At 72.2% G+C, this 26506-nt stretch carries 25 protein-coding genes; 6 read left to right on the forward strand and 19 right to left on the reverse strand.

Features of this window, described 5'->3' with window-relative positions:
- Nucleotides 1-56: 56 nt before the first annotated feature.
- The 6 genes from EV385_RS07110 to rimP form a co-directional block, all read right to left on the reverse strand.
- Nucleotides 57-350: a DUF503 domain-containing protein gene (locus EV385_RS07110; protein WP_130508727.1), complete on the reverse strand. Its 294-nt coding sequence runs from the start codon at nt 348-350 to the stop codon at nt 57-59.
- Between the two features lie 43 nt (nt 351-393).
- Nucleotides 394-1437, reverse strand: coding sequence for a TRM11 family SAM-dependent methyltransferase (locus EV385_RS07115; RefSeq protein ID WP_130508728.1), 1044 nt, complete (start codon nt 1435-1437; stop codon nt 394-396).
- A 66-nt stretch (nt 1438-1503) separates the two neighbouring features.
- On the reverse strand, nt 1504-4557 hold the full coding sequence (infB, locus tag EV385_RS07120; RefSeq protein ID WP_130508729.1) for a translation initiation factor IF-2: 3054 nt from the start codon (nt 4555-4557) through the stop codon (nt 1504-1506).
- Nucleotides 4558-4652: 95 nt separating this feature from the next.
- The gene (locus EV385_RS07125; RefSeq protein ID WP_341273926.1) at nt 4653-5018 is read right to left on the reverse strand and encodes a YlxR family protein; all 366 of its coding nucleotides are present in this window, start codon (nt 5016-5018) and stop codon (nt 4653-4655) included.
- A gap of 40 nt (nt 5019-5058) precedes the next feature.
- A complete protein-coding gene (gene nusA / locus EV385_RS07130; RefSeq protein WP_130508731.1) occupies nt 5059-6075 on the reverse strand; it encodes a transcription termination factor NusA in 1017 nt (338 codons plus the stop codon).
- Nucleotides 6072-6731: a ribosome maturation factor RimP gene (gene rimP, locus EV385_RS07135; protein WP_130508732.1), complete on the reverse strand. Its 660-nt coding sequence runs from the start codon at nt 6729-6731 to the stop codon at nt 6072-6074. The genes nusA and rimP overlap by 4 nt, the downstream gene beginning before the upstream one ends.
- A gap of 228 nt (nt 6732-6959) precedes the next feature.
- On the opposite strand from rimP, the gene EV385_RS07140 reads away from it, so the two are divergent.
- The 3 genes from EV385_RS07140 to EV385_RS07150 all read left to right on the forward strand — a co-directional run bounded on the left by EV385_RS07140 (nt 6960) and on the right by EV385_RS07150 (nt 8665).
- Nucleotides 6960-7442 (forward strand): hypothetical protein, encoded by a 483-nt coding sequence (locus tag EV385_RS07140; protein WP_341273927.1) that lies wholly within the window; start codon nt 6960-6962, stop codon nt 7440-7442.
- Nucleotides 7443-7461: 19 nt separating this feature from the next.
- Complete coding sequence (locus EV385_RS07145) at nt 7462-7884, forward strand: ferritin-like domain-containing protein (protein WP_130508733.1); 423 nt, start codon at nt 7462-7464, stop codon at nt 7882-7884.
- A 70-nt stretch (nt 7885-7954) separates the two neighbouring features.
- Complete coding sequence (locus tag EV385_RS07150) at nt 7955-8665, forward strand: nucleotidyltransferase domain-containing protein (RefSeq protein WP_130508734.1); 711 nt, start codon at nt 7955-7957, stop codon at nt 8663-8665.
- A 7-nt stretch (nt 8666-8672) separates the two neighbouring features.
- Here EV385_RS07150 and EV385_RS07155 read toward each other — a convergent pair whose 3' ends face one another.
- From EV385_RS07155 to EV385_RS07195, 9 genes are all read right to left on the reverse strand, one after another.
- Nucleotides 8673-9383: a VIT1/CCC1 transporter family protein gene (locus tag EV385_RS07155; protein ID WP_130508735.1), complete on the reverse strand. Its 711-nt coding sequence runs from the start codon at nt 9381-9383 to the stop codon at nt 8673-8675.
- Nucleotides 9380-10237 (reverse strand): type I methionyl aminopeptidase, encoded by an 858-nt coding sequence (gene map, locus EV385_RS07160; protein WP_130508736.1) that lies wholly within the window; start codon nt 10235-10237, stop codon nt 9380-9382. Before map ends, EV385_RS07155 begins: the two co-directional genes overlap by 4 nt.
- A gap of 103 nt (nt 10238-10340) precedes the next feature.
- The gene (locus tag EV385_RS07165) at nt 10341-11096 is read right to left on the reverse strand and encodes a gamma-glutamyl-gamma-aminobutyrate hydrolase family protein (protein WP_130508737.1); all 756 of its coding nucleotides are present in this window, start codon (nt 11094-11096) and stop codon (nt 10341-10343) included.
- 56 nt (nt 11097-11152) lie between these two features.
- Nucleotides 11153-11839, reverse strand: a complete 687-nt coding sequence (locus EV385_RS07170; RefSeq protein WP_130508738.1) for a gamma-glutamyl-gamma-aminobutyrate hydrolase family protein — start codon at nt 11837-11839, stop codon at nt 11153-11155.
- A 62-nt stretch (nt 11840-11901) separates the two neighbouring features.
- Nucleotides 11902-12666, reverse strand: coding sequence for a 3-oxoacyl-ACP reductase (locus tag EV385_RS07175; protein ID WP_130508739.1), 765 nt, complete (start codon nt 12664-12666; stop codon nt 11902-11904).
- 37 nt (nt 12667-12703) lie between these two features.
- Nucleotides 12704-14056, reverse strand: a complete 1353-nt coding sequence (locus EV385_RS07180; protein WP_130508740.1) for an aldehyde dehydrogenase family protein — start codon at nt 14054-14056, stop codon at nt 12704-12706.
- Between the two features lie 51 nt (nt 14057-14107).
- On the reverse strand, nt 14108-15454 hold the full coding sequence (locus tag EV385_RS07185) for a glutamine synthetase family protein (protein WP_130508741.1): 1347 nt from the start codon (nt 15452-15454) through the stop codon (nt 14108-14110).
- Between the two features lie 71 nt (nt 15455-15525).
- Nucleotides 15526-17049 (reverse strand): amino acid permease, encoded by a 1524-nt coding sequence (locus EV385_RS07190; RefSeq protein ID WP_130508742.1) that lies wholly within the window; start codon nt 17047-17049, stop codon nt 15526-15528.
- A 356-nt stretch (nt 17050-17405) separates the two neighbouring features.
- Nucleotides 17406-17972 (reverse strand): TetR/AcrR family transcriptional regulator, encoded by a 567-nt coding sequence (locus EV385_RS07195; RefSeq protein ID WP_130508743.1) that lies wholly within the window; start codon nt 17970-17972, stop codon nt 17406-17408.
- Between the two features lie 52 nt (nt 17973-18024).
- On the opposite strand from EV385_RS07195, the gene EV385_RS07200 reads away from it, so the two are divergent.
- Both EV385_RS07200 and EV385_RS07205 read left to right on the forward strand, forming a co-directional pair.
- Nucleotides 18025-19779 (forward strand): ABC transporter ATP-binding protein, encoded by a 1755-nt coding sequence (locus tag EV385_RS07200; RefSeq protein WP_242624753.1) that lies wholly within the window; start codon nt 18025-18027, stop codon nt 19777-19779.
- Between the two features lie 353 nt (nt 19780-20132).
- A complete protein-coding gene (locus tag EV385_RS07205) occupies nt 20133-20507 on the forward strand; it encodes a MerR family transcriptional regulator (protein WP_130508744.1) in 375 nt (124 codons plus the stop codon).
- A 7-nt stretch (nt 20508-20514) separates the two neighbouring features.
- On the opposite strand, the gene EV385_RS07210 is transcribed toward EV385_RS07205, so the two are convergent.
- From EV385_RS07210 to EV385_RS35620, 3 genes are read right to left on the reverse strand one after another with little or no spacing between them, the layout of a single operon-like run.
- Complete coding sequence (locus EV385_RS07210) at nt 20515-21117, reverse strand: TetR/AcrR family transcriptional regulator (RefSeq protein ID WP_130508745.1); 603 nt, start codon at nt 21115-21117, stop codon at nt 20515-20517.
- A gap of 6 nt (nt 21118-21123) precedes the next feature.
- Nucleotides 21124-23268: a YhgE/Pip family protein gene (locus EV385_RS07215; RefSeq protein WP_130508746.1), complete on the reverse strand. Its 2145-nt coding sequence runs from the start codon at nt 23266-23268 to the stop codon at nt 21124-21126.
- A complete protein-coding gene (locus tag EV385_RS35620) occupies nt 23265-24173 on the reverse strand; it encodes an ATP-binding cassette domain-containing protein (protein ID WP_207229777.1) in 909 nt (302 codons plus the stop codon). The genes EV385_RS07215 and EV385_RS35620 overlap by 4 nt, the downstream gene beginning before the upstream one ends.
- Before the next feature lie 272 nt (nt 24174-24445).
- Between EV385_RS35620 and EV385_RS07225 the strand changes: the two genes are divergently transcribed.
- Entirely contained in the window at nt 24446-25423 is a 978-nt protein-coding gene (locus EV385_RS07225) for an LLM class F420-dependent oxidoreductase (protein ID WP_242624754.1), read from the forward strand.
- A gap of 131 nt (nt 25424-25554) precedes the next feature.
- Here the strand turns inward: EV385_RS07225 and EV385_RS07230 are convergent, their stop codons facing one another.
- Nucleotides 25555-26394, reverse strand: a complete 840-nt coding sequence (locus EV385_RS07230; RefSeq protein ID WP_130508747.1) for a GNAT family N-acetyltransferase — start codon at nt 26392-26394, stop codon at nt 25555-25557.
- Nucleotides 26395-26506 lie beyond the last annotated feature (112 nt).

A 26506-nucleotide genomic window follows, 5' to 3' on the forward strand; every position in this document is an offset into this window, starting at 1 on the left:
CGCACCGCCTGAACGCCCTCCCGGTCCGACATGTCACAGGCCACCGACGGCCCTGGTCAGTCCTCGTCGCCGTACAGTCGGCGGCGCACCGACAGCAGCTCGATCTCGGGGCGGCCGGCGACCTGGTTCTCGCAGGTGTCGATGACCGTACGGGCGTGCGCCGGGTCGGCGGCCACCACGGCCACGCCGATCTGGGCGCGTCCGGTCAGGTCGAGGGAGCCGACCTCGGCGACGCTCACCTCGAAGCGGCGCAGCATCGCGATGATCGGTCGGACGTAGGAGCGCTTCTGCTTCAGCGACCGCGAGTCGCCGGGCAGCAGCAGATCAAACAGTGCGGTCTCGGTATACACGACCGACGAGGGTACGGCCCGGCAGCCGCCCCGTCAGCCGGGTTTACGCACCGCTCCCGGACGGTCGGCCGGGTCGCCGGGCGACCACGACGTCGCGCTCGATGCCCTGATCGACCCGGTGCGCCAGATCCCCGTACTCGACGATCTCCAGCCCGCTGGCGAGGAGGATGTCCTCGGCGAGTTCCCGCTTGGCGACCTTGGTGTTCCAGGACAGCCCGAGCGCACCGCCGGGACGCAGCAGCGGCAGCCACTGCGGCACGGCCCGCTCCAGCAGCTCGAGCGGCCGCCGCGACAGCCCGCCCTCCTCGGACCAGCTGCCGTGCGCGATCCCGTACGGCAGGTCGGCGACGAGCACGTCGGCGCACCCGGGGCGGAGCAGGCCGGTCAGCTCCGTGGTGTCGGCGTGCAGCACGGTCACCTTCTGCACCGCGCCGGCCTTGTGGTCGTCCTTGCTGGCGGCCAGCGTCACCTCCAGGCGCCGGGCGGCGCGCCGGCCCTGCCGCCGTACCGGCACCAGCTCGGCGGTGTGCTTGAGCCGCTTGTGCTTGAGCCAGGTCTGCAGGAACGCCTTGTACGCCTCGACGTCCTTGCCGTCCAGCTCGACGCCGATCGCGTCGTAGCCGTACATGAGGGCCTGGTTGAGGGTGGTGCCCCGGCCGCAGAGCGGGTCGCAGACGGTCAGCCTGCCGTCCAGCATCCGGGTGGCCGAGGCGGAGGCCAGCAGGGTCAGGTTGAGCACCAGCTTGGTGAACTGCTCGTTGGTCTTGCCCGCGTACTTGGGGATCGTGATGAGGTCGCTGTCGTACCGGTCCAGGGGGGTCAGCTCGACCGGCCGCAGCAGGTCCTGGGTCCGCTCGAACAGGGCGTAGGCGGCGGACAGGTTCGCCAGGTACGCGAGGTCGCGCGCGGACAGTTCCGCGGTGAACGTGAGGTACTCCACGCCGCCGAGCCGGGTCTGCGCCACGTCGTCGAGCGGGCCGGACAGCACCGGGGCGAACGCCCGCAGTTCCGCCTGGGACAGGCGCCCGGCCTGGGCGGCGTAGACGCGGTTGGCGGACGGGGCGAGCAGCATGGCGTACCGGGACATGCAGGTAGTAAAGACGGCGGCCCCCGGCGCCGGAGCGCCGGGGGCCGTCTCGTCTTGCCTTGGGCGTTACGCCCGCGGCTTCTCGCGCATCTCGAAGGTCTCGATCACGTCGCCGACCTGCGGGGTGCCGAAGCCGGACAGGGTCAGACCACACTCGAAGCCCTCGCGGACCTCGGTGGCGTCGTCCTTGAACCGCTTGAGCGAGCTGATCGTGACGTTGTCCGCCACCACGACACCCTCGCGCAGGATGCGCGCCTTGGCGTTGCGGCGGATGAGACCGGACCGGACCAGACAACCGGCGATGAGACCGATCTTGGACGAGCGGAAGACCTCGCGGATCTCCGCGGTGCCCTGCTCGACCTCCTCGAACTCCGGCTTGAGCAGGCCCTTGAGCGCCGCCTCGATCTCCTCGATGGCCTGGTAGATCACGCTGTAGTAGCGGATCTCCACGCCGGCGCGGTCGGCCATCTCCTTGACCTTGTTGGAGGCCCGGACGTTGAAGCCGATGATCGTGGCGGTCTGGTCCGACGAGGCACTCGCCAGGTTGACGTCGCTCTCGGTGATCGCACCGACGCCGCGGTGGATGACCTTGAGCTGGATCTCGTCGGGAATCTCGATCTTGAACAGCGCGTCCTCGAGAGCCTCGACCGAACCCGAGCTGTCGCCCTTGATGACCAGGGTGAGCGAGGTCTTCTCGCCCTCCTTGAGCTGCTCCATGAGCGTCTCGAGGGTGGCCCGGCCGCGCGAGTTGGCGAAGCTCGCCGCGCGACGGCGTGCCTGCCGCTGCTCGGCGATCTGCCGCACCGTGCGGTCGTCCTCGGCCGCGAGGAACGTGTCCCCCGCACCGGGCACCGAGGTGAGACCCAGCACCAGCACCGGCCGTGCCGGGGCGGCCTCGGCGACCTGCTTGCCGTTCTCGTCGAGCATGGCGCGGACACGGCCGTGCGCGCCGCCCGCCACGATCGAGTCGCCGGCCCGCAGCGTGCCCTTCTGCACCAGGACGGTCGCCACGGCACCGCGGCCCTTGTCGAGGTGCGACTCCACCACGACACCCTGCGCGGGCCCGTCGATCGGAGCGGTCAGCTCCAGCGACGCGTCCGCGGTCAGCAGGACCGCCTCGAGCAGCTCGTCGATGCCGATGCCGGGCTTGGCGGCCACGTTGACGAACATCGTGTCGCCGCCGTACTCCTCGGCCAGCACGCCGTAGTCGGTGAGCTGCTGCCGCACCTTCTCCGGGTTGGCGTCCGGCTTGTCGACCTTGTTCACCGCGACCACGATCGGCACCTCGGCGGCCTTGGCGTGGTTCAACGCCTCCACCGTCTGGGGCATCACGCCGTCGTCCGCCGCGACCACGAGGATCACGATGTCGGTCACCTGGGCACCACGGGCACGCATGGCGGTGAACGCCTCGTGACCCGGGGTGTCGATGAAGGTGATCGCCCGCTCTTCCTCGTTGTGGTCGACGACCACCTGGTACGCGCCGATCTGCTGGGTGATGCCACCCGCCTCGCCCGCGACCACGTTGGTCTTGCGGATCGCGTCGAGCAGCTTCGTCTTACCGTGGTCGACGTGACCCATGACGGTCACGACCGGCGGCCGGGTGACGAGGCGGTTCTCGGCGACCTCGGCGTCGAGGTTGATGTTGAACTGCGCCAGCAGCTCACGGTCCTCGTCCTCGGGGCTGACGATCTGCACGTCGAAGCCGAGGTGCTCGCCGAGCAGCAGCAGCGTGTCGTCGGAGCAGGACTGCGTCGCCGTGACCATCTCGCCCAGGTTGAACATCTCCTGGACGAGCGAGCCCGGGTTGGCGTTGATCTTGTCGGCGAAGTCGGAGAGCGAGGCGCCGCGCGACAGCCGGACGACCTGGCCGTTGCCCCGGGGCGCGCCCGAGGACATGGCCGGAGCCGACAGGTTGTCGAACTCTTGACGCCGCTGCTTCTTCGACTTGCGGCCGCGGGTCGGCCGGCCGCCGGGACGCCCGAAGGCACCCGCCGCACCGCCACCACGGCCACGACCGCCACCGCCGGGACGACCGGGAGCACCGGCACCCGCCGGGGCACCGCCACCGCCGCCACCGGGGCCGCCACGGTAGCCACCGCCACCGCCGCCACCACCGGGACCACCGCGGTAGCCACCACCGCCACCGCCGCCGCCACCGGGACCGCCACGGAAGCCACCGCCACCGCCGCCACCACCGGGACCGCCACGGTAGCCACCGCCACCGCCGCCACCCGGACCGCCGCGACCGGCCCCGGGACCGCCGGGACGGCCGGGAGCACCGCCGCCGGGACGACCGGGACGCTGCGCGGGCATGGACGCGGGGCTGGGCCGCGGCGGCATCGACGCCGGGCTGGGCCGCGGCGGCATGCCCGGCTGGTTGGGCCGGGGCATGGCCGAGGGGGTGGGCCGGGGCGCACCGCCACCGGAGACACCGAACGGGTTGTTACCCGGACCGCGCGCCGGCGGACGGGGGCTGCCGCCCGGGCCGGGACGGCCCGGGGCCGGCGTGCCAGGAGCGGCCGGACGGCCGGCGGCCGGCGAGCCGGGGCGCGGCGGAACAGTGCCCGGGCCGGGCGGCCGCGGACGGCCGGTGCCCTCCGCCGGGGGCTGCTGCGCCCGGCGTTCGGCGTCCCGGGTACGGGCGGCCTGGGCCGCGCGGACCGCGGCCTCCTGCTCCGCCTTGAGGGCCGACGCGCGGGCTTCCGCCGCCGCTACCTCGATGTCGTGGGCGCTGGCCGGCTTGGCAGCCGCCGGGCCCGGGGTTGGTCCCGGCCGCCCGGCGGGCGGCTTGGGTCGGGCGATCGAGCCGGGGGTCGGCGCGGGCGACGTGGGCGCACCGGGCGCCGCCGGAGCGGCGGGCCGGCGCGGCGGCGTCGGCCGCGCGGTCGTCGGTGTCCGGGCCTCGGCCGGGGCGCTGGGCGCCGCCGCGGGGGCCGCCGGAGCGCCGTTGCCGCCCTGCGAGGCGACCAGGGCACCACGGAGCCGCCGGGCCACGGGGGCCTCGACCGTGCTGGATGCGGACTTGACGAACTCGCCCATCTCCTTGAGCTTGGCGAGAACGGTCTTGCTGTCGACCCCGAGCTCCTTCGCGAGCTCGTGTACGCGGGCCTTACCTGCCACTGCACTCCTCAACTCTTGAGGTCGTGCGGGCAGCACCCGCAGCGACCTCACTCGTGCACTAGAAGCCTGGTCATTTCAGGGACTTCATCGTGTGCTCATGTCGGTCGTCCTACCTTGCGAATCCGGGTGGGACCCAACGCCCCACCATCGGTGGCGCCGTGCGGCATGTGGGCCGCACGGACGTGCTCCGCGAGCGGTCCGGTGTCCGGGACACCGGTCAGTCGCAACGCCCGCCCGAAGGCGCGGCGCCGCTCCGCCAGTGCGAAGCAGGCCGGATCAGGATGCACATGTGCTCCCCGACCCGGCAGTCTGCGCGCCGGATCGGGGAGAAGCCGAAGCTCGGCTCCCGTCCCGACCGCGACGAACCGCAGTAGTTGGGAGGCCGGCGCGCGTTTGCGACAACCGATGCAGGTGCGCACCGGTGTAGCGCCCCTGTGAACCGAGGCAGCACGTCGAACCACGAAAAAGTCTACCCCCCGCGCCGCCGGTGCGGTTATCCGGTCAGCCACCCGTCTCGGCGGCATCGCGCTCCGAGACGGTAGCGGCCTCGTTGTCCGGCCGGATGTCGATGCGCCATCCGGTCAGCCGGGCCGCCAGGCGGGCATTCTGCCCCTCGCGCCCGATCGCCAGCGAAAGCTGGAAGTCCGGGACGGTCACCCGTGCCGTCCGCGTCGCGGCGTCCACCACCTCGACCCGCAGCGCCTTGGCCGGTGACAGGGCGTTGCCGACGAACTGCGCCGGATCCTCCGACCAGTCGATGATGTCGATCTTCTCGCCGTGCAGCTCGCTCATCACGGCCCGAACCCGCTGGCCCATCGGACCGATACAGGCGCCCTTGGCGTTCACCCCGGCCACCGTCGAGCGCACCGCGATCTTCGTACGGTGACCTGCCTCACGGGCGATCGCCGCGATCTCCACGGTGCCGTCGCCGATCTCCGGCACCTCCAGCCCGAACAGCTTCTTCACCAGCGCGGGGTGGGACCGGGACAGGGTGATCTGCGGGCCCCGGAAACCCTTCGCCACGTGCACCACCACGCAGCGGATCCGGGCACCGTGCTCGTACCGCTCGCCGGGGACCTGCTCGGACTGGGGCAGGATCGCCTCCAGCTTGCCCAGGTCGACGATGACGATGCCCTTCTCGGCGCGCGCCGCGTCCGCCTGCACCACGCCGGTGACCAGGTCGCCGTCGCGGCCCGCGTACTCACCGAAGTGCTGCTCGTCGGTCGCCTCCCGCAGCCGCTGCAGGATGACCTGCTTGGCGGTCATGGCCGCGATGCGGCCGAAGTCGTGCGGGGTGTCGTCCCACTCGCGCACGATGTTGCCGTCCGCGTCCAGCTCCTGGGCCAGCACGGACGCCACCCCGGTCTTGCGGTCGATCTCCACCCGGGCGTGGCCCTCAGCCCCGTCCGTGTGCCGGTACGCGGTCAGCAGCGCGGTCTCGATCGCCGCGAGGATCGTGTCGAACGGGATCTCCCGCTCGCGCTCCAGGGCGCGCAGTGCCGCGAGGTCGATGTTCACCTCTGATCGCTCTCCCCATCCTCGTCGTCGTCATCGTCATCGTCGTCGTGGTCGAGGACGTCGTCGTCCGTGTCCTCGAACTCGGCCTCGGCCATCCGCTTGAACTCGATCTGTACCCGCCCCGGACCGAGCTGGTCGTAGGGCAGCTCGCGGGCCGTGCCGTCCACGTCCATCACGACACGGGCGTCGTCGGCCGCGCTGACCCGTCCGGTCACCGCGCGGCCGGCCACCGTGACCGCCACCAGGCGTCCCACGTTGCGCCGCCAGTGCCGGGGGGCGGTCAGCGGGCGGTCCACGCCGGGCGAGCCGACCTCCAGCTGGTACTCCCCCGCCAGCAGCTCGCCCTCGGCCTCGTCGGCCGCGTCGAGCGCCGCGGAGATCTCCCGCGAAATCACGGCGACGTCGTCCAGGGCGATCCCGCCGTCCGCATCGACCAGCACCCGCAGCACGTGGCGGCGTCCGGCCCGGGACACGCTCACGTCCTCCAGGTCGTAGCCGGCCGCCGCGACGACCGGCTCGATCACCGCGCGGACCCGGGCCCGGGCGGCGGCCAGGTCGACCCGCGGCGCGGCGGGACGGGGCTCGGCCGTGTCGCGGCCGCGCGCGCCGGAGCGACGGGTGCCCGGCCGGGCACCGGCACGGCCACGCTGGGTCATCGGACCCACCTCTCTGCTCGACCTGAGGGCGCGGGCGACCGTCCGCCGCGAACGGCGCCATCGGCAAACACCGCTATCCGCCGGGCCGATTCCCGGCGGCTGCGCAGAGCGTAACGCGCCGACCGTGCCGGCCACCCGGCGCCGCTCCGAATCGACATCATGCGCAGGTCCCCGGCCCGCACCCGGCCCGCACCGGGGCGCCTGGACCCGATGGTGTTCACTTGCCCGGTGGACAGGACGGCGGTGAATGCGGGGCCGGGATACACCCGGCGCCGCCTGCTGGGCATGACCGCCGGCGCCGCCGTGGCCGCGAGCGCCCCGGCCGGCTGCGGCCTGTTCGACCGCGACCCCGAGCCCGCCCGGCCCGACCCGCTGCAACCCGTGCTGGACGAGGCCCTGCGACTGGCGGCCACGTACGACCGGGCCGCGCTCAGCCAGCCGGACCTCGCCAAACGCCTCACCCCGCTGGCCGCGGACCATCGCGCCCACGCGGCCGCGCTGGCCACCCTGATCGGCGCCACCCTGCCGTCCGCCGCGCCGTCGGCGTCGGCGGACACCGGCGCGGCGCCCACCCTCGACGCGCTGCGCAAGGCCGAGCAGCAGGCCCAACGCACCGCGGCGGCGGCCTGCCGCCAGACCGACGCCGACCGGGCCGCGCTGCTCGGGTCGATCGCCGCGTGCCGGGCCGCCCACGCCGAGGCCCTGCGCTGACCGGGCTAGGGTGCGACGCGTGAACGAGCAACTGGCCGGTGCGCTGGCCGCCGAGGAGGCGGCGATCTATGCGTACGGGACGATCGGGGTGCACCTGACCGACGACCGCGAGCTGGCCGATGCCCGGGCGGCCGAGGCGGTGCACCGGGACCGCCGGGACGCGCTGGTGACCCGGCTGGCCTCGGCCCAGGTCAGCCCCGCCCCCGCGCCGGCCGGGTACGCGCTGCCGTTCCCCGTGACCGACCGGGACAGCGCCCTCAAGCTGGCCATCCACGTGGAGGACGGCGTCGCGCAGGCGTGGCGCCCGATGCTGGCGGTAACCACCGCCGACGAGCGGTCCACGGCCCTGGGCGCGCTGACCGACGCCGCGGTACGGGCCACCCGCTGGCGCCGCCACGCCGACGTCACGCCGCTCACCCTGCCCTTCCCCGGCCGCCCCTGAGCCCCGCCTGCCCGTCCCCGGCCGCCGGATGGACCTTCCCCGTTCGGGCTCCGGCGGCGAGAATGACGCGGTGCCGCAGGACGAGTGGGATGCCGCCAACCCGCGTGGACACCTCGCCACCCGCCTGCGGGACGTGATCGCGCGACGCTGGTCCGCCGAGGTGCGGGCGATCGGGGTGCACGGCTCCCTGGCGCACGGCGACGACACCGACGCGAGCGACGTCAACCTGGTCGTCGTCACGTACCGGTCCGGTGCGGGGCCGCGGCCCGCGCTGCGCCGCGTCGACGGCATCCTGGTGGACCTCACCGTGCTCACCGCCGACGAGGGCCTGCGTCAGGCCCGGGACCTGACCGCGGACTGGCCGCTGATCGCCGACCGGTACGTCACCAGCCGCGCGCTGCACGACCCGCACGGCTGGTTCGCGGCGCAACGCGACGCCCACCTGAGCCGGCTGGCCGAGAGCCGCCCCGCGGAGTTCAGCGGCCTGGCCCGGCGCAACTGGTGCCGCGCGTCGGCGGCGCACGCCCGCGCGGTCCACCTCGCCCAGTGGTACGAGACCGACGCCGCCCTGCTGCTGATGGCCGAGGCCCGGCTGCATGCCGCGCTGGTGGCGGGGCTGCTGAGCCGCACGTACTTCCGCAACCGCGCCGACGCGGTGCGCCGGACCGGGCTCGGGGGCGCGGACATGACCGAGCTGAGCGCCGTGCTCAAGTCGCAGGCCGAGGAGCTCACCGCCCGGGGCCGCCCGGTCGACGGCAGCCTCGCCGCGCTGTTCGAGTGAATCCGGGTCAGGTGACTCCGACGCCGATCAGGGTGCCGATCACGTACGTCGCGCCGGCCGCCGCCGCGCCCAGCAGCAGTTGCCGCAGCCCGCTGCGCCACCACGGGGTGCTGGTGAACCGGGACACCACCGCGCCCGCCGCGAACAGCCCGGCCCCGCCCACGGTCAGCGCCAGCGCCAGGCTGTCGAATCCGAGCAGGTACGTCAGCAGTGGCACCACGGCGCCCACGCAGAAGCACAGGAACGAGGAGACCGCCGCGGTCCACGGGCTGGGCAGTTCGTCGGGGACCACGCCCAGCTCCTCCTGGGCGTGCACCCGCAGCGCCTGCTCCGGGTGGGCCTTGAGGACGTCGGCCACCTGGCGGGCCAGCGTTTCCGGCAGGCCCCGCGCGGTCCACGTACGGATCAGCTCCTGGGCCTCGCCCTCCGGGTTGACCCGCAGCTCGTGCAGCTCCTTGCGCAGCTCCGCGGCGACCTGGTCGTTCTGCGTCCGGACGCTGGTGTACTCGCCGAGGCCCATCGAGATCGCGCCCGCGACCAGGCCGGCGACGCCGGTGAGGATCAGCGTGTGCCGGTCGACCCCGCCGCCGCCCACGCCGGCGATCAGCGCGATGTTGGTGACCAGGCCGTCCATGGCGCCGAACGTGGCCGCACGCAGCCACCCGCCGGAGACGTCGGCGTGGTGGTGTTCCCGCAGCGCGGCCGGTGATTCCGTCACGGCAGGGTGAGGATCTCGTGCCCGTCCTCGGTCACCACGAGGGTGTGCTCGAACTGGGCGGTCCACTTTCGATCCTTCGTGACGACGGTCCAGCCGTCGCGCCACATCTCGTAGTCGTGGGTGCCGAGGGTGATCATCGGCTCGATGGTGAAGGTCATGCCCGGCTCCATCACGGTGTCCAGGCTGGGGTTGTCGTAGTGCGGCACGTACAGGCCCGAGTGGAACGCCTCACCGATGCCGTGGCCGGTGAAGTCGCGCACGACGCCGTAGCCGAAGCGGCGGGCGTACGCCTCGATGACCCGGCCGATGGCGTTGATCGGGCGGCCCGGGGCGACCGCCCGGATGCCGCGCATCATGGCCTCGTGGGTGCGCTCGACCAGTAGCCGCACGTCCTCGCTGACCGCGCCGACGCAGAACGTCGCGTCGGTGTCGCCGTGCACCCCGTTCAGGAACGCGGTGACGTCGACGTTGATGATGTCGCCGTCCTCCAGCACGGTGGTGTCCGGGATGCCGTGGCAGATCACCTCGTTCAGGGAGGTGCAGCACGACTTGGGGAAGCCCTTGTAGCCCAGCGTCGACGGGTAGGCGCCGTGGTCGCAGAGGAACTCGTGCACCACCTTGTCGATCTCGTCGGTGGTGACCCCGGGCTTGCAGTGCTCGCCCGCGAGCTGGGTGGCCTGTGCGGCGAGCCGCCCGGCGACGCGCATCTTCTCGATCGTCTCCGGGGTCTGCACGTGGGAGCCGCGCCATGGCTGCGGGCGCTTCTTGCCCACGTACTCGGGGCGCGCGATGTGCTGCGGCACGGCCCGCCAGGGCGACAGCTTTCCCGGTTGCAGAGGAGCCCGAACGGTCATGGCGACAGCCTATCGCCGCGTTCCCCGGCGAACGGGTGACCGGGGGCCTCGCACCGCCAGCCCGCACCCCGCCAGGTTTCAGACCGCATGGTGGCAATCGGCCTCAGGCGGCGAGGCGGCGGGGCGGCGTGGCGAGTCCGGAGCGCTCGGCGGCCGCGGCCACGAGCGCGGCGAACACCCGCAGGTCGGTGGTCCGCTCGGGATGCCACTGCACGCCGAGGGCGAAGCTCCGCTCCGGGTCCTCGATGATCTCGACGACCCGGTCGTCGGGGCACCAGCCGACCGCGGTGAACGAGCCCGGGTCGTCGACGGCCTGGTGGTGGAAGGAGTTCACGGTGAGGCGCCCGCCCAGCTCGGCGTGTGCCCGCGAGCCGGGCTGCACGACCACGTCGTGGCGCCCGAACGCGGCCGAGTCCGCCGCGAGGGGGTCGGTGCCGGCGGCGGCCCGGTGCCGGTCGTCGCCGATCAGGTCGGGCAGGTGCTGGTGCAGGCTGCCGCCCCCGGCGACCGCCATCACCTGCATGCCGCGGCAGATGCCCAGGATCGGCACGTCCTGCTCCAGGGCGGCCTTGGTGAGCAGCAGTTCGCTGCGGTCGCGGACCGCGTCGACCTCCGTGGCGGGGTGCCGTTTCGCCCCCCAGTACGCGGGGTCGACGTCGCCGCCGCCGGAGAGGACGAGGCCGTCGAGGGACTCCAGCACGTCGCTGTCGGGCTCGTCGGGGGTGATCAGCACAGCGCGGCCGCCGGAGGCGTGCACCGCTCGTACGTAGGTCATCGGAAGCATCCCGGCCAGAAGATCATTGGAGCCGTACTGGACCTGCTGCGCGTACGCGGTCAGTCCGATCAGTGGCCTGCGCATCCGGTGACTGCCTCCTCTTCCCTCAAGTGTGCGTATCGTCCGCTCATCGCGAAGCCTTAGCCGCCCGCGGCATCGATCAGCGCCCCGAAGAGGCGCTTGTCGCGGATCACCTCCGGGTGCCACTGCACCCCCAGCAGGAACCGGCGGGCCGGGTCCTCCACGGTCTCGGGCAGGCCGTCCGGGGCCCGGCCGGTCACCAGGAGGGTCCCGGGGTCGGCCACCCCCTGATGGTGGTAGCAGTGGATCTCCGCCTCGTCGCCGAGCAGCCCGGCGATCCGGCTGCCGTCGGCGAAGGCGGCGGTGTGGGTGCCGTACACCCCGGGGGCGGGGCGGTGCCGCTCGTGGCCCAGGACGTCCGGCAGGTGCTGGTGCAGGGTGCCGCCCGCGGCGACCGTGAGCAGCTGCATGCCCCGGCACACGCCCAGGACCGGCAGGTCGCGCTCCAGCGCGGCGCGGGCCAGCAGCAGCTCGGCGCCGTCGCGGTCGGGGCGGGTGTCGGTCAGCGGTTCCGGCTCGGCGCCGTACAGCTGCGGGCCGAGGTCGGCGCCGCCGCTGAGGACGAGACCATGCAGCGCCCGCAGGACATCGGCGTCCAGGTCGTCCGGGGGCAGCAGGACCGCCCGGCCACCGGCCAGGGTCACTGCCTCGACGTACGCCTGCGGCACGAGCGCGGTGGGCAGATCGTGCCAGACCCCCCAGGACGCGGGTTCCACATAGGTCGTCACGCCGATCAACGGGCGCATTGTTTCACCCTAGCCATCTCAAGTTTCGGTTTTCACCCGGCGAACGGGTGAACCGGGGGTCGTCAAAGCGGGGTGACGTACGCGCCCGTGATGCCGCCGTCGACGACGAACTGGGCGGCCGTCATGAACGACGCGTCATCGCTGGCCAGGAATGCCACCGCGGCGGCGATCTCGTCCGGTTCGGCGAACCGGCCCATGGGCACGTGCACGAGGCGGCGCGCGGCCCGCTCCGGATCCTTGGCGAACAGCTCCAGCAGCAGCGGGGTGGCGACCGGGCCGGGGCACAGCGCGTTGACCCGGATGCCCTCGCGGGCGAACTGGACGCCGAGCTCGCGGGTCATCGCCAGCACCCCGCCCTTGCTGGCGGTGTACGCAATCTGCGAGGTGGCAGCTCCCATCAGCGCCACGAACGACGCCGTGTTGATGATCGAGCCCTTGCCCTGGCGCTGCATGTGCGGGATCGCGTACTTGCAGCACAGGTAGACGCTGGTGGTGTTGATCCGCAGTACCCGTTCCCACGCGTCCAGGCCGGTGACCAGGATCGAGTCGTCGTCGGGCGGGGAAATTCCGGCGTTGTTGAACGCGATGTCGACCCGTCCGTGCCGCTGCGCCACGCCGTCGAACAGCTCCCGTACGGAATCCTCGTGGCTGACGTCGCAGGCGACGAAGTCGCCGCCGACCTCCTTGGCCGCGGCCGTGCCGGCCTCCTCGGAGATGTCGGCGCAGACCACCTTGGCACCCTCGGCGGCGAAGCGCCGCGCGGTGGCCAAGCCGATCCCGCTACCCGCCCCGGTGATCACGGCGACCCTGTCCTGCAATCTCTGCACGCGCGGTTCCTTTCCCGAAGATGAGCACATCGGACGATCAACTGTCGGCGAGAAAGACGTTCTTCGTGTCGGTGAACGACAGCAGCGCGTCGGGCCCGAGTTCCCGGCCCAGCCCGGACTCCTTCATCCCGCCGAACGGGGTCCAGTACCGCACCGACGAGTGGCTGTTGACGCTGAGGTTGCCCGAGTCCACCGCGCGGCTCACCCGCAGCGCCCGGCCGAGGTCGCGGGTCCAGATCGAGCCGGACAGCCCGTACGCGGTGTCGTTGGCCAGCCGCACGGCCTCCTCCTCGTCGCGGAACGGCAGCACGGACAGCACCGGGCCGAACACCTCCTCGCGCCAGTGCCGGTCGGCGGTCGAGCGGGCCAGCAGCACGGTCGGCGGGAACCACCACCCGTCGCCGTCCGGCGCGCTGCCGGTGAACGCGACGTCCGCGCCTTCGACGTAGCCGGCCACGCTGGTGCGCTGCCCGGCGGAGATCAGCGGACCCATCTCGGCGTCCGGCGACGCCGGGTCGAGGACCCGGAACGCCTTGACCGCGGGTTCCAGCAGGGCGAGAAACCTGTCGTACACGGAATCCTGGACGAGCAGCCGCGACCGTGCGCAGCAGTCCTGGCCCGCGTTGTCGAAGACCGAGCCCGGCGCGGACGCGGCGGCCCGTTCCAGGTCGGCGTCCGCGAAGACGATGTTGGCGCTCTTGCCGCCGAGCTCCAGGGTCACCCGCTTCACCTGGTCGGCGCAGCCCGCCATGATGGACTTGCCGACCTGCGTGGAGCCGGTGAAGCACACCTTGCGCACCGCGGGATGGGTGACGAACCGCTGCCCGACCACGCTGCCCTTGCCCGGCAGCACGGTGAAGACCCCGTCCGGCAGCCCCGCCTCGCGGCCCAGCTCACCGAGCCGGATCGCGGTCAGCGGGGTCAGTTCGGCCGGTTTGAGCACGACGGTGTTGCCCGCCGCGAGCGCGGGCGCGAAACCCCAGCCCGCGATCGGCATCGGGAAGTTCCACGGCACGATGATCCCGACCACGCCGAGCGGCTCGTGCAACGTCACGTCCAGCCCGCCCGCGACCGGGATCTGCCGCCCGGTCAGCCGTTCCGGTGCGCCCGCGTAGTAGTCGAGCACGTCGCGGACGTTGCCGGCCTCCCAGCGCGCGTTGCCGACGGTGTGCCCCGCGTTGCGCACCTCCAGCTCCGCCAGCTCGTCGAGGTGCGCGTCGACCAGCGCGGCGAAGCGGCGCAACAGCCGCGCCCGGTCCCCGGGCGCGACCTGCCGCCACCCGGCGAAAGCGCGCTGCGCACTGTCGATCGCGGCATCGGTCTCGGCCAGGCCACACGAGGGTACGGACGTCAGCACCGCACCAGTCGCCGGATTGATCACGTCAGTCAAGGGGTCTCCTCCACGCCGAGTGCGGGCCAGCCGATCCTGGCACGCCGCGCGTCACAAGCGTTCGAAGCCACGACGCAGCTCCCAGTCCGTCACGGCCGCGTCGTACGCCGCCAGCTCCACCCGCGCCATGTTGGCGTAGTGCTCGACGACCTCGTCACCGAAGGCGGCGCGCGCCGCTCCGCCAGTCGTCCACAGCTCCATCGCCTCGCGCAGGGTGCCCGGCACCCGGGGTGCCGTCGCGTCGTCGTACGCGTTACCCAGGAACTCCGGTTCCAACTCCTGGGAGTGTTCGAGCCCGTGCAACGCCCCCGCGACCAGCGCCGCGATCGCCAGGTACGGATTGACGTCACCCCCCGGCACCCGGTTCTCCACCCGCATACCCTGGCCGTGCCCCGCCATGCGCAGCGCGCAGGTCCGGTTGTCCACCCCCCACCGCAGTGCCGTCGGGGCGAACGAACCGGGCTGGTACCGCTTGTACGAGTTGATGTTCGGCGCGAACAGCAGGCTGAACTCGCGCATGGTGGCCAGCAGCCCGGCCAGCACCCGCTGCCCGGTGTCGCTGAGGTGGCCGGGGCCGTCGCCGAGCAGCGCGGAACGCCCGTCCGCGCCGCGCAGCGAGAAGTGGATGTGGCACGAGTTGCCCTCGCGGGCGTTCGGCTTGGCCATGAAGGTCAGCGCCATGCCCTCCTGGGCGGCGATCTCCTTGGCGCCGTTCTTGTAGATGGCGTGGTGGTCGGCGCAGCGCAACGCGTCGGTGTACCGGAAGGCGATCTCGTGCTGGCCGAGGTTGCACTCGCCCTTGGCGCTCTCCGGGGTGAGGCCCGCGCCGAACATCTCGTTGCGGATGCGGCGCAGCAGTGGCTCGACCCGCGCCGTGCCGAGCAGCGAGTAGTCCACGTTGTACTGGTTCGCCGGGGTGAGGTCGCGATACCCCCTCGCGAACGCCTGCTCATACGTGTCGCGGTAGAGGATGAACTCCAGTTCCGTGCCCGCGTACGCGCTCAGCCCGTGGCCGGCCAGCCGGTCGAGCTGGCGGCGCAGGATCTGCCGGGGCGAGGCGACCACGGGATCACCGCCGGTGGTCTCCAGGTCCGACAGCACCAGTGCCGTGCCGGGCTGCCACGGCACCCGGCGCAGCGTGGCCAGGTCGGGCCGCATGACGAAGTCACCGTAGCCGGTGTCCCACGACGACATCGCGTACCCGTCGACGGTGTTCATGTCGACGTCCACGGCCAGCAGGTAGTTGCAGCCTTCGCTGCCCCCGGCCAGCACCTCGTCCAGGAAGTACCGCGCATGCAGCCGCTTGCCCTGCAACCGCCCCTGCATGTCGACCAGGGCCAGCAGCACGGTGTCGACGCTGCCGTTGTCGACGCCGACGCGGAGTTCCTCCAGGTCCATCTGTTTCTCCTTGCGCACACGGGGCCGGGGAGGGGGCCGGGCGGACAGCCCGGCCCCCTGCCTCGATCAGATCACTCGACGGGGGTGGTCTGCTCGCCGTGCGCCGCCTTTTCCAGCAGGTTCGATCGGGGACCGGTGAACCACTTGCGTGCGCTGGCGAACCACCACACCGTGGCCAGCCCCAGCACGACGGCCACGGCCACGATCGTGTAGTTGAAGTTCGCCGCGGTGATCGGCCCGAAGGTGGGCAGGACGAACAGCACACAGATCATCCCGACCCAGACGATCGCGATCCAGCCCACGGGTGCGGACCACTTGCCGAGGTTCCACGGGCCCGGCTCGAAGTCCGGGTTGCGGCGCCGCAGCAGGACCGGCCCGACGTACGCGATGTACAGGCCGATCACGGCGATCGACGTGGCGGCCGCGTACGCGGTGGCGTTCCACAGCGACGGCAGCACCAGCAGCGTCGAGCAGGCCACGCAGAGCCAGATGGAGTTGGTCGGCGTGCCGGTCCGCGGGTTGACCCGCTTCCACAGCCCGGAGCCGGGCAGCGCGCCGTCGCGGGCGAACGCGTACGCCATCCGGGAGTTGGCGGTCACCGACGCCATGCCGCAGAAGAACTGCGCCACCACGCAGATGAACAGCAGGAACGTGCCCAGGTTGTGGCCCACCGCGTCGATGAAGATCTGCGCGGGCGGCAGCTTCAGGGGCGTGCCGAGTTGGGCGTCGTAGTCCTTGATCGACCAGGTGATCGCGAACAGCAGGACGAAACCGGCGATCACCGAGACCACGACCGACATCACGATGCCGCGCGGCGCGGCCCGGGCGGCGTCGTGGGTCTCCTCGGCGACGTGCGCGCTGGCGTCGTACCCGGTGTAGGTGTACTGCGCCATCAGCAGGCCGAGCAGCACGGCGTACACGCTCGCCCCGGCGAACGAGAACCCGGTGGCGTTCTTGACCTCGAAGAACACCTCGGAGATCGGCTTGTGGCTGTCCGGCAGCGCGACCAGCGCCCCGACGATGACGGCCACCCCGATCAGGTGCCACCACGCGCTCACGTCGGAGAGCACCCGCACCAGGTTCACCCCGAACGTGTTGAGCAGCCCGTGCGCCGCGATGATCACCAGGAAGATGGCGAAGGTGCGGCCCGCGGTCACCTCCATGTCGAGGGTCAGGCTCAGGAACGCCGACGTGGTGATCGCGGCGCCGAAGTCGATCGCCGCGGTGACCGCCACCTCGCCGAGGAAGTTGAACCAGCCGATGAACCAGGCCCACGCGGCCTTGTTCCGCTTGGCCAGCGCGGCGGCCCACCAGTAGAGCGCGCCCGCGGTCGGGTACGCCGAGCAGACCTCCGCCATCGCGAGGGCCACGAAGGTGACCATGCCGCCGACGAAGAGCCAGCCGAGCGTGATGGCCATCGGCCCGCCCGCGGTCATGGCGATGCCGTACGACGTGATCGCGCCGGCCAGGATGGAGATGATCGAGAAGGAAACCGCGAAGTTCGAGAAGCCGGACAGTCGGCGATGCAGTTCCTGCTGGTAGCCGAGCTGGGCAAGGCGTTCTTCGTCGGTGCTGGGGACGGGTTCAGTACTCATGCGACTCCCTCAGCCGGGGGGTGACTGTGACCCGGGTCACGGTCTGCCGGTGATGATCGCGCCGCGCGTCACGCGCGTCAATGAGCCGTCCTAATTGCGTTGCTCTGAGCTGCGCGAAGCCCGCACACTCGACATCGACGCGCGAGCCCTCGGCAGGTCTCGCGACCCCCGGTGGGCCGGCACGGGCCTACCGCTCCGCGGCGGCGCGGGGCGCGGTCACCTCTCTCTCGACACAGCGTCGATGCTGTGCATCTGCGCCCGCCCCGCGCCGCCGCCCCCACCCGGTCAGCCCGGGCACCGGCCGGTCTGCGCGGCGCGACCCCGGGTGTTCCCGCCCGAGCCGCAGCGGCCGGTCCTCACCGCGCGGAGACGGCGCCCTCGATGCTGCGCAGGATGAGACGCAGCGCCTCGTGCCGGGAGACGCGCTGGTCGCCGATGTAGCTCCAGCCGGCGTAAAGCTGACTCCAGATCAGGCTCTGGATCCACAACGCCGGCAACTCCGGGTCGACGGTGCCGTCACGGTGGCCGCGTTCGATCATGTCGACGAAGTCAGCGTCAGACTCGGCGGCCCGCTGCCAATCAGCGTCGGTGAGCAGGAGCTGTCCGTTGAAGATCAGCGACAGGATGTCACCCAGATCGAAGTACTCCTGGCAGAGCCGGCGGATCGCGGCGGCCCCGGTGCCATCTGCGACCCGGGCCCGTGCGGAGGCCCGACGCACCCGGTCGACCGCCTCGGCGCGCAGGGCGGCGATCAGGTCGGCACGCTCGGCGAAGTACCGGTGCAGCGTCGTCCGGCCGACGTTCGCGGCGGCGGCCACGTCGCCGAGCGGGGCCGCGGGGTTACGGGCGAGGACCTCGATCGCGGCATCCAAGATCGCCTGCCGAGTGCGCGCACGGCTGCCCGACTCCTGAACATCCGTCACCGCTGAAGAATAGCAGTTGCCTTTTTTGGAACATCAGTGTTCCACTATGGGGATGGCAGAACCCACCAGGATCCGTACCCTGCTCGCCCTGCTGCGCCCTCACCGCCGCACCATGCTGCTCGGTCTGGTGCTCGGCCTCGCCGCCAACGGGGCCGGCCTCGCCACCCCGATGGTCACCAAATGGGTTCTCGACTCGCTCGGCGACGGCGTCGAACTCGTCCGGCCGGTCGGCGTGCTGCTCGCCCTCGTCGTCGTCGGCGTGGCGATCACCCTCTGGCAGTGGCTGCTGCTCGGCCGGCTCGCGCAGCGGGTCGTGCTCGACGCCCGGACCTCGGTCATCCGCCGGTACTTCCAGGCCCGCGTCGGCGACCTGCAGCGCCGATCCACCGGCGAACTGGTCACCCGCGCCACCTCCGACACAGGCCTGCTGCACGAGGCGTCCGGCAGCATGATCGGTCTGATCAACGCAGCGGTCGGCCTCGTCGGCACGCTCGTGCTGATGGGCGTGCTCGACCTGACCCTGCTCTGCTGGACCCTCGCCGCCGTCGTCGTGGTCAGCGCCATGATGGCGGCCCTGTTGCCCAGAATCGGAACGGCGCAGACCGCGGCCCAGGAATCGGTGGGCCGCCTCGGCGGGACGCTCGAAGGCGCACTGCGCGCGATCCGCACCGTCAAGGCGAGCCGCGCCGAGGCGCGGCAGAGCGGGTACGTCATCGACCAGGCGCGCGACGCCGCAGCCCACGGCATCCGGGCCGCGCGGATCACCGCGACGGTGTGGACCATCGCATGGACCGGCATCCAACTGGCCGTGATCCTCATCCTCGGCGTCGGCGCCTGGCGGGCCCACCTCGGCCTGCTGGAGGTGTCCACCCTCGTGGCATTCCTGCTCTACGTGTTCCAGCTGATGGGCCCGATCACAGAACTCACCCAGAACGTCACCGCCCTGCAGGCCGGGATCGCCGCCGCCGGCCGGCTCAACGAACTCGCCGCGATCGAGCTGGAGCCGACGAGCCGCCAGCGGCCGGTACCGACCGTCATCGACGCCCCGGATCGTGGTCCGGTCCTCACCCTGCGCGCGGTCACCGCCCGGTACGGTCCAGAGGCTCCGCCCGCCCTGCGGGGTGTCGACCTGGAGATCGCCCGACGCGGGCACACCGCCATCGTCGGGCCATCGGGCGCGGGCAAGACCACGTTGTTCTCCCTGCTGCTGCGCTTCCTGGAACCCGACAGCGGGGAGGTGCTGCTCGACGGCCGGCCGTACGCGACCTACACCCACGACGAGGTGCGGGCCCGGCTCGCGTACGTCGAGCAGGAGACCCCCGTCGTGCCCGGCACGATCGGCGACAACGTGCGGTTCACCCACCCCGACGCCACGGACGCCGAGGTCCGTACGGCGCTGGAGGCGGTACGCCTCGCCGACAAGGTGGACGAGCTGCCCGACGGGCTGGACACGTCGCTCGCGTCGACGGATGTGTCTGGTGGCCAGCGGCAGCGGATAGCGCTGGCCCGCGCGTTGTTGCGCACCCCCGACGTGCTGCTGCTCGACGAGGCGACCGCGCAGGTGGACGGGCTGACCGAGGCGGCGCTGCACGAGTGCATCACACAGCGGGCGGCCGACGGTGCCGTCGTGACGATCGCGCACCGGCTCTCCACAGTGCTCGACGCGGACCGCATCATCGTTCTCGATGACGGCCGGGTACGAGCGCAGGGGACGCACCAGGAGCTGATCGCGTCCGACGAGCTGTACCGCCGGCTGGTGGAGGCGCTGCGCATCGCCGCCGACCAACCCTCCCTCAGCCCCGCCTGAACCGCCCGGGCCCCGACACGTCCGCGAAAATCTACAGCGGCGAGACTAGAAATCGCCCAGCGGCGGTCATAAAATCGCAGGGTCGGCGACGCACCGCCGGCACGCAACTGGCACAGATCTGCAGTTGGAGAAGGAGGACGAGATACCGCAGCGACGCGAAATCGAACCGTCCCCGACCCGACAAGAGGTGATCGCAGCCGATGCCCATCACGCAGGCCGTCCGCTAGCGGCACGCAGGCGGACGACCGACTCTGCCGACGACGGTCGGCAACAGAATTGAACAGCCAGGGCCCCGGTTACCCGCCGGGGCCCTGGATTGTGCGCCGCATGATCCAGGGCGCCGGGAAGGATGCATGAAGACCACCGCGTTCGACGACGCCGACGTCCCCGCGTACACGATGGGCCGGGCCGCCACGATGATCGGGGTGACGCCCGCGTTCCTGCGCAGCCTCGGCGCAGCCGGCCTGATCGAGCCGCAGCGCTCGATCGGCGGCCATCGCCGCTACTCCCGCCACCAGTTGCAGCTCGCCGGGCGGGTCCGCCAGCTGCTCGACGACGGCATCCTGCTGGCCGCCGCCTGCCGGATCGTCACCCTGGAGGACCGGCTGGCCGCCGCGCACCGGCGCATCGTCGAGCTGGGCGGGACCCTGACCGACGACGACAACGCCGAGCTGCCCACCCAGACCCACCCGGACATCGCCACCACGAACTACTACCGCGCGACCTGAGCCCCCCTCAGGTCGCGCGCTGGACGATCGCCATCAGCCCCCGCTCGACCTCCTCGACGGGACGTTCCGGCGAGAACACCAGCCAGTCCACCGCCACCACCAGCCCCACGCCGAACAGCGCCGACGAGGCGACTCGGACGTCCAGCTCGGCGCGCAGGTCACCGGAGTCGACCCCCGCCTGCAGCGTCTCGGCGATCACGCTGATCGCCTGCTCGCGCAGCAGCAACAGGGTCTGCTGCCACTCGCGGTTGCTGCGCCACATCTCGGAGAGCAGCAACTGGGCGAACGACTGGTACCGGCGGATGAACTCCAACTGCGCGTGGACCAGCGCCGCCACCGCCTCGCGCGGCGGCCGCCCGGCCACCGCCGCGCGGAACTCCTCGGTCAACTGGTCGATGCCGTGCCGCAGCAACTCCTCGAACAGCGCGGTCTTGGAGGCGAAGTTGTAGTACACCGTGCCCTTGGCCACTTTGGCGCGCAGCGCGATGTCGTCCACGGTGGTGGCGGAGAAGCCCTGCTCGGCGATCAACTCGACGGCCGCCTCGAACAGGCGCTGCTTGGTGTCCTCCCGGCGCCTGGTCCGCCCGTCCGCGACATGTGCCTCGGTCATGTCTCCCTAGATCACCAGCTCCGGGTGCAGCGTCGACGGGGTGAGCCGCCGGGAACGTTGGGCCACCCTCACGGTGAGTGCGAACGACCCGATGCCAAAGGCGAGCAACGCGAGCACGCCCACCGTCACCGTACCCGTGGAGCCCCCGTCGATGGCGTGCCGGAGGGCCTGCACGACATAGGTCATCGGCAACCAGGGGTGCACCGCCTGGAAGAAGCCCGGCGTCGTCTGCACCGGGTACGTCCCGCCCGACGAGGTGAGCTGCACCATCAGCAACGCCAGCGCCATGATCCGGCCCGCCGCGCGCAGCGCCGCACCCAGCAACTGCATGATCGCGGCGAACGCGACGGCGGTGAGCATCAGCACGCCCAGCGTGGTCCACGGGCGCACGGCCGACAGCCCCAGGCCGGCCGTGACGACGGAGAACAGGATCGTCGCCTGGGCCAGCCCGACGGCCACGGCCGGCAGCAACCCGGCCAGCGCCACCCGGTACGCGGGTGCCCCGGACATCACGTACCGCCGGTTCAGCGGCTTGAGCACCATGTAGCTGATCATCGCGCCGACCCACAGCGCGAGGGTCAGGAAGTACGGCGCGAAGCCCACGCCGTACGTGCTCGCGGCGTGCCGTACGGTCCGGTTCAGCGCCACCGGGTCGCCCAGCATGTCGGCGCGGTCCGTGGTGTTCTGGCCGAACCCGGGGATCTGCTCGGCCCCGTCGGCCAGGCCGTTGGCGAGCTTCGCGGCGCCGCCCTGAATCTGGCCGATCCCCGTGGTGAGCTGCCACTGCCCCGAGCCGATCTTGCCCAGGCCCGAGTCCAGGGCGCGGGCGCCGGTGGCGAGCTTGAAGATGCCGCCGCGCAGGTCGCTCGCGCCCGAGGCGGCGTCCGCGGTCCCGTCGCTCAGCTTCTTGTTCCCGGCCGCGATGTCGTTGAGGGCGGTGGCGAACTTGTTGACCTGGTCCCGGGCGCGGGCGGCGTCGTCGGCCAGGTGCGGCGCGGCGGCGGCCAGCTTGCGGGCGTCGGCCGACACCACACGCAACCGCTTGGCCAGCGCGTCCAGATCGAGTGAGTCGATGACCTGCTGCGTCTGCTTGGCGGCCGCCACGAGCTTGGCGGCCGCGGCGCGCGCGTCACCGATGCCCGGCGTCTCGTCCGGCAGGCCATTGAGGAACCGCTGGATCTCCTCCGCGCGGTTCACCGCGTCGGCGGCGGCCGTGTCGAGCTGGCGCACGTTGGCGGCCAGCACGTCGGCACCCTTGCCGACCTGGGTGGCGGCCTCCTGGATGAGGTCGGCGTTGTCGCGCAGCACCGGCTCGATCTTGTCCACGGCGGCATTCGCGACCGTGGAGAGCTGCCGTCCGACGGCGGCGGTCTGCTGCGTGGCGTTGGCCAGTTGGGCGGCGCCCGCGTGGAGCGCGACGAGTCCGTCGGCGAGGGCGTCCGCGCCGTTCGCCGCGGTGCCGAGCTTGCCGGCGATCTGCCCCGCCCCGCTCTGCGCGGAATTGATCTTCCCGGCGATCGTGGAGGCACCGGACTTGGCGTCGCCGAGCTTGTCCTCGATGGTCGCCGCGCCGTCGGCCGCCTCCTTGGTCTCCTCCTTGACGTCGGTGAAGCCGATCAGCATCTTGTCGAAGTAGCCGCTGGCGGACTTCTTCGCGGCCGCGGTACGCACCTCCTCGAACGCGGTACGCGAGAAGACGCCGGAGAGGTAGTTCGTGGCGTCGTCGCTGATCACCCGCAGCTCGGCGGCGCGCGGCGCCTCCTTGGGCTCGGGGTTGGCGACGAGGTTCGCCGAGAAGTCACGCGGGATACGCAGCATCATGTGGTACTCGCCGCTGCGCAGGCCCTCCTCGGCACCCTTCTCGTCGGTGACGTGCCAGTCGAAGACCTCCCGCTCGATCAGCTCGTCGGCCAGGTCCTGTCCGGCGTGGACCCTGGTGCCGTCACTGGCCGTCGCGGGCTGGTCCTCCACCACCATGGCGGCCGGGACGTGGTTCAGCCGGCCGTACGGGTCCCAGAAGGCGTACAGGTAGAGGGCGCCGTACAGCAGCGGGATCACCGCCATCACGACGACCGCCACGGCGGTCAGCCGCCCGCGCAGCAGTTTGAGCATTTCGAAGCCGGCCACCTGCGCGGCGGATCCGCCCCTCATCGCTTCACTCCGTCCTCGAACCGCTCGGTCTGCTCATCGTCGATCTCCTCATCGCGCGCGGGGTGCGCCGCCCCACCGGCCGTCACCAGCACCTCCGTCGCGTCCAGCGCGTCGCCGTCCTCGGCCGCCGCGGTCCGGGCGGACCACTGGGTCCGCGTGGTCGCGGGGGCTTCATTCGTCGCGGTTGCCGCCTGGCCGGCAGGCTCCGCCACCGTCTGGCCAGCGGGCTCGGGCGCGGTCTGGCCGGGCTCGGGCGTGGTCTGGCCGGGCTCGGGCGTGGTCTGGCCGACGGGCTCGGGCGCGGGCTGGGCGAAGGCCTCCGGTGGGCCGCTCAGGCGCAGGATCGTCGTCACCCGGGCCGGATCCATCTCACGGGCGGTCACCAGGATGGCGACGCCGCCGGTGGCGATCCGGCCGAGGATCCGCCAGAGGTCATCCTGCTCGTTCGGGTCCAGGCCCTCGTCGATGCCGTCGAGGGCGATCACCGCCGGGTCGGCCAGGCGGGCGAGCACCACTCCCAGGACCTGCTTCTGGTACGGCGTGAGCTCCCATCCCTGCAGCTTCGGGTCCAGCCCGTACAGGCCCCCGGAGATCACCGCGTCGGCGCTGCGGGTCGAACGGCCGAGCAGCGCCAACCGCTCCCGGACGTGGTCCGCGACGGTGAGCAGGTTCTCCGGCTGCTCCACATTGGCCACGTGGCCCAGCGACGCCTTGCCGACGAGCCGCACCTTGCCCGCGGAGAGCTTGAACCGTTCCGTCAGGGCGAGCAGGGTGGTCGTTCGCCCACTGCCGGCGTGCCCCACGATGGCGACGAGATCGCCCGGCTCGACCGTGAGGTCCACGTCACGGACGATCCAGCGGCGGCGATGGCGTACGCCCACCCCGGTCGCGACGAGCAACGACATGACGACTCCCTGTTTGCACTGACTGGTCAGTTCAAAAAGATACCGACAACCGGCGTGAATACCAGCCACCGTGGGCGAGCTCACCGGGCATCGACGAACTGCTACCGGTCCGCAAAGGAGTGGACACGCTACGTCCACACCGCTGTTATCAAAGTCGCGTTACCCAGGCGCGATCACGCTGGCTGCGGCATGTTGCCACTGTTACCAAGGTCGCGGTTCCGGGTCGGCCGGATGCGCTTGTCGCGACCCCGGGCGACCGGCAAGATCGGGACATGTCGACTCGCTGGGGCATGACCGTTCCGCTGGCCGGGGTGCCGCTGGCCGACCACGCGGCCGTCTACGCGGCACTCACCGACGCCGGTTTCACCGACCTGTGGTCGTCCGAGGTCGCGGGCACCGACGCGTTCACCCCGCTCACCCTGGCCGCGGCCTGGCAGCCCCGGGCGCGCCTGGGCACCGCCATCGCCCCGGTGTTCACCCGCGGCCCCGGCCTGCTGGCCATGACCGCCGCCGCGCTGGCGGAGGCGGCACCCGGCCGGTTCCAGCTCGGCATCGGCGCGTCCTCCCCGGTGGTGGCGGGCGACTGGAACGCCGCCGACTTCGCCCGCCCGTACGCGCGCAGCCGCGACATGCTGCGCTTCCTGCGCGCCGCCCTGGCCGGCGAGGTGGTGGACCAGGCGTACGACACGTTCACGGTGCGCCGGTTCCGGCTGGAGCGGCCGCCCGCCACGCCGCCGCCGGTCCTGCTGGCCGCGCTGCGTCCCGGCATGTTGCGCCTGGCCGCCGCCGAGGCCGACGGCGTGATCCTCAACTGGCTGGCCGCCACGGACGTGCCGCGCGCCCTGAGCGAGGTACGCCCGGCCCGCCCCGATTTCGACGTCGTCGCCCGGATCTTCGTCTGCCCCACGGCCGACACCGGCTACGCCCGCACGGTCGGCCGCCGGATGATCGCGGCCTATCTCACCGTCCCCGCGTACGCGGAGTTCCACCGGTGGCTGGGCCGCGAGGCCGACCTCGCGCCGATGTGGACGGCCTGGGCCGCGGGCGACCGGCGCGGGGCGCTGGCCGCGATCCCCGACGAGGTCGTCGACGCCCTGATCGTGCACGGCGAGCCGGAGCGCTGCCGCGAGCACGTGGCAGCGTACGCGAAGGCCGGGGTGACGGTCCCGGTGATGGCCCTGCTCCCCACCCCCGAGCTGGAGCAAAACCCCACAACCTTGGCAACCCTCATCCCCCGCTTGGCCATCTGACCGCCCCGCACGAAAGACCTTGAGGACTTCGGGCGAGAAGCTGACCGGAAGTCCTCAACGTCCGCCGAGGCACGCGTGCCACAGGGCGACGACGGGCCGCCGGGCACTGCCGGCCGGACGTCGGCGGGGTGTCAGAAGAGGACGGTGGCGAAGGTCCCGGCGGGCTGGAAGCCGCAGCGGGCGTACACCCGGCGCGCCGGGAAGTTGTAGTCGTTGACGTACAGGCTGACCGTGGGGGCCACCCGGCGCAGCGCGTCCCGGACCACCGCCGCCACGGCCGGCACCGCCAGCCCGCGTCCCCGGAACTCCGGATCCACCCACACCCCCTGGACCTGCGCGGTGCGGCGGGTCACGATCGCCAGTTCCGCTTTGAAGATCACCCGCCCGCCCACGAACCGGGCGTACGCGCGGCCCGACCGGGCCAGCTCCGCGATCCGCCGCCGGTAGCCGCGCCCGCCGTCGTCGAGCAGCGGTGAGACGCCGACCTCCTCGGTGTACATGGCGACCGCGGCCGGGAAGAGCGCGTCGACCTCGTCGGGCCGGACGAGCCGGACCTCGGGGTCGGCCGGGGCGGGGGGCGCGGCCGCCGCGACGAGCAGCGGCTGGTTGGGCCGTACGTCGCGGGCCTGGCCCCAGTGGGCGGCGAGGCGGTCCCAGAGCCCCAGCACGGCGTCGGCCCGGCCGATGATCGACGAGCAGGCGCGCGGCTCGGCGCCGAGCAGTTCCGCGAACGCGGCGACGGCGGGCGGCGAGACGCACACCGGCACCAGATGGGCGCCGGACCAGCACAGCGACTCGACGTCGCGGCCGGGCCCGTACCCGTAGATGCGGCCGTCGGCGCGCCACCAGCTCAGGCCGTGCGCGGCCACGCGCTCGGCGATCTGGGCACCGGCGTAGGGGTCCCGGTCGAGAATCCGCTCGACCGTCGACCGCTCGGAGTCACCGAGTTGGCGGATCGGCACCGTCAGCACGGATATCAGACTGCCAGATGACCCTCCGGATACGCGCGCCGTCCCGGGCCAACTACGAAAACCCTTGCTGCCGATAAGTTGCCGATATATCGTCTACGTATCGCCAACTGAT

Source organism: Krasilnikovia cinnamomea (assembly GCF_004217545.1).
Taxonomy (GTDB): Bacteria; Actinomycetota; Actinomycetes; order Mycobacteriales; family Micromonosporaceae; genus Actinoplanes; species Actinoplanes cinnamomeus.

Excerpts from the sequence above, each read along its gene's own strand:
- EV385_RS07115 (WP_130508728.1), bottom strand. The coding sequence starts at position 1,437 with ATGTCCCGGTACGCCATGCTGCTCGCCCCGTCCGCCAACCGCGTCTAC.
- rimP (WP_130508732.1), bottom strand. The coding sequence starts at position 6,731 with ATGACCCAGCGTGGCCGTGCCGGTGCCCGGCCGGGCACCCGTCGCTCC.
- map (WP_130508736.1), bottom strand. The coding sequence starts at position 10,237 with ATGACCGTTCGGGCTCCTCTGCAACCGGGAAAGCTGTCGCCCTGGCGG.
- EV385_RS07165 (WP_130508737.1), bottom strand. The coding sequence starts at position 11,096 with ATGCGCAGGCCACTGATCGGACTGACCGCGTACGCGCAGCAGGTCCAG.
- EV385_RS07170 (WP_130508738.1), bottom strand. The coding sequence starts at position 11,839 with ATGCGCCCGTTGATCGGCGTGACGACCTATGTGGAACCCGCGTCCTGG.
- EV385_RS07185 (WP_130508741.1), bottom strand. The coding sequence starts at position 15,454 with ATGGACCTGGAGGAACTCCGCGTCGGCGTCGACAACGGCAGCGTCGAC.
- EV385_RS07190 (WP_130508742.1), bottom strand. The coding sequence starts at position 17,049 with ATGAGTACTGAACCCGTCCCCAGCACCGACGAAGAACGCCTTGCCCAG.
- EV385_RS07200 (WP_242624753.1), top strand. The coding sequence starts at position 18,025 with ATGGCAGAACCCACCAGGATCCGTACCCTGCTCGCCCTGCTGCGCCCT.
- EV385_RS07205 (WP_130508744.1), top strand. The coding sequence starts at position 20,133 with ATGAAGACCACCGCGTTCGACGACGCCGACGTCCCCGCGTACACGATG.
- EV385_RS07210 (WP_130508745.1), bottom strand. The coding sequence starts at position 21,117 with ATGACCGAGGCACATGTCGCGGACGGGCGGACCAGGCGCCGGGAGGAC.
- EV385_RS07215 (WP_130508746.1), bottom strand. The coding sequence starts at position 23,268 with ATGAGGGGCGGATCCGCCGCGCAGGTGGCCGGCTTCGAAATGCTCAAA.
- EV385_RS35620 (WP_207229777.1), bottom strand. The coding sequence starts at position 24,173 with ATGTCGTTGCTCGTCGCGACCGGGGTGGGCGTACGCCATCGCCGCCGC.
- EV385_RS07225 (WP_242624754.1), top strand. The coding sequence starts at position 24,446 with ATGTCGACTCGCTGGGGCATGACCGTTCCGCTGGCCGGGGTGCCGCTG.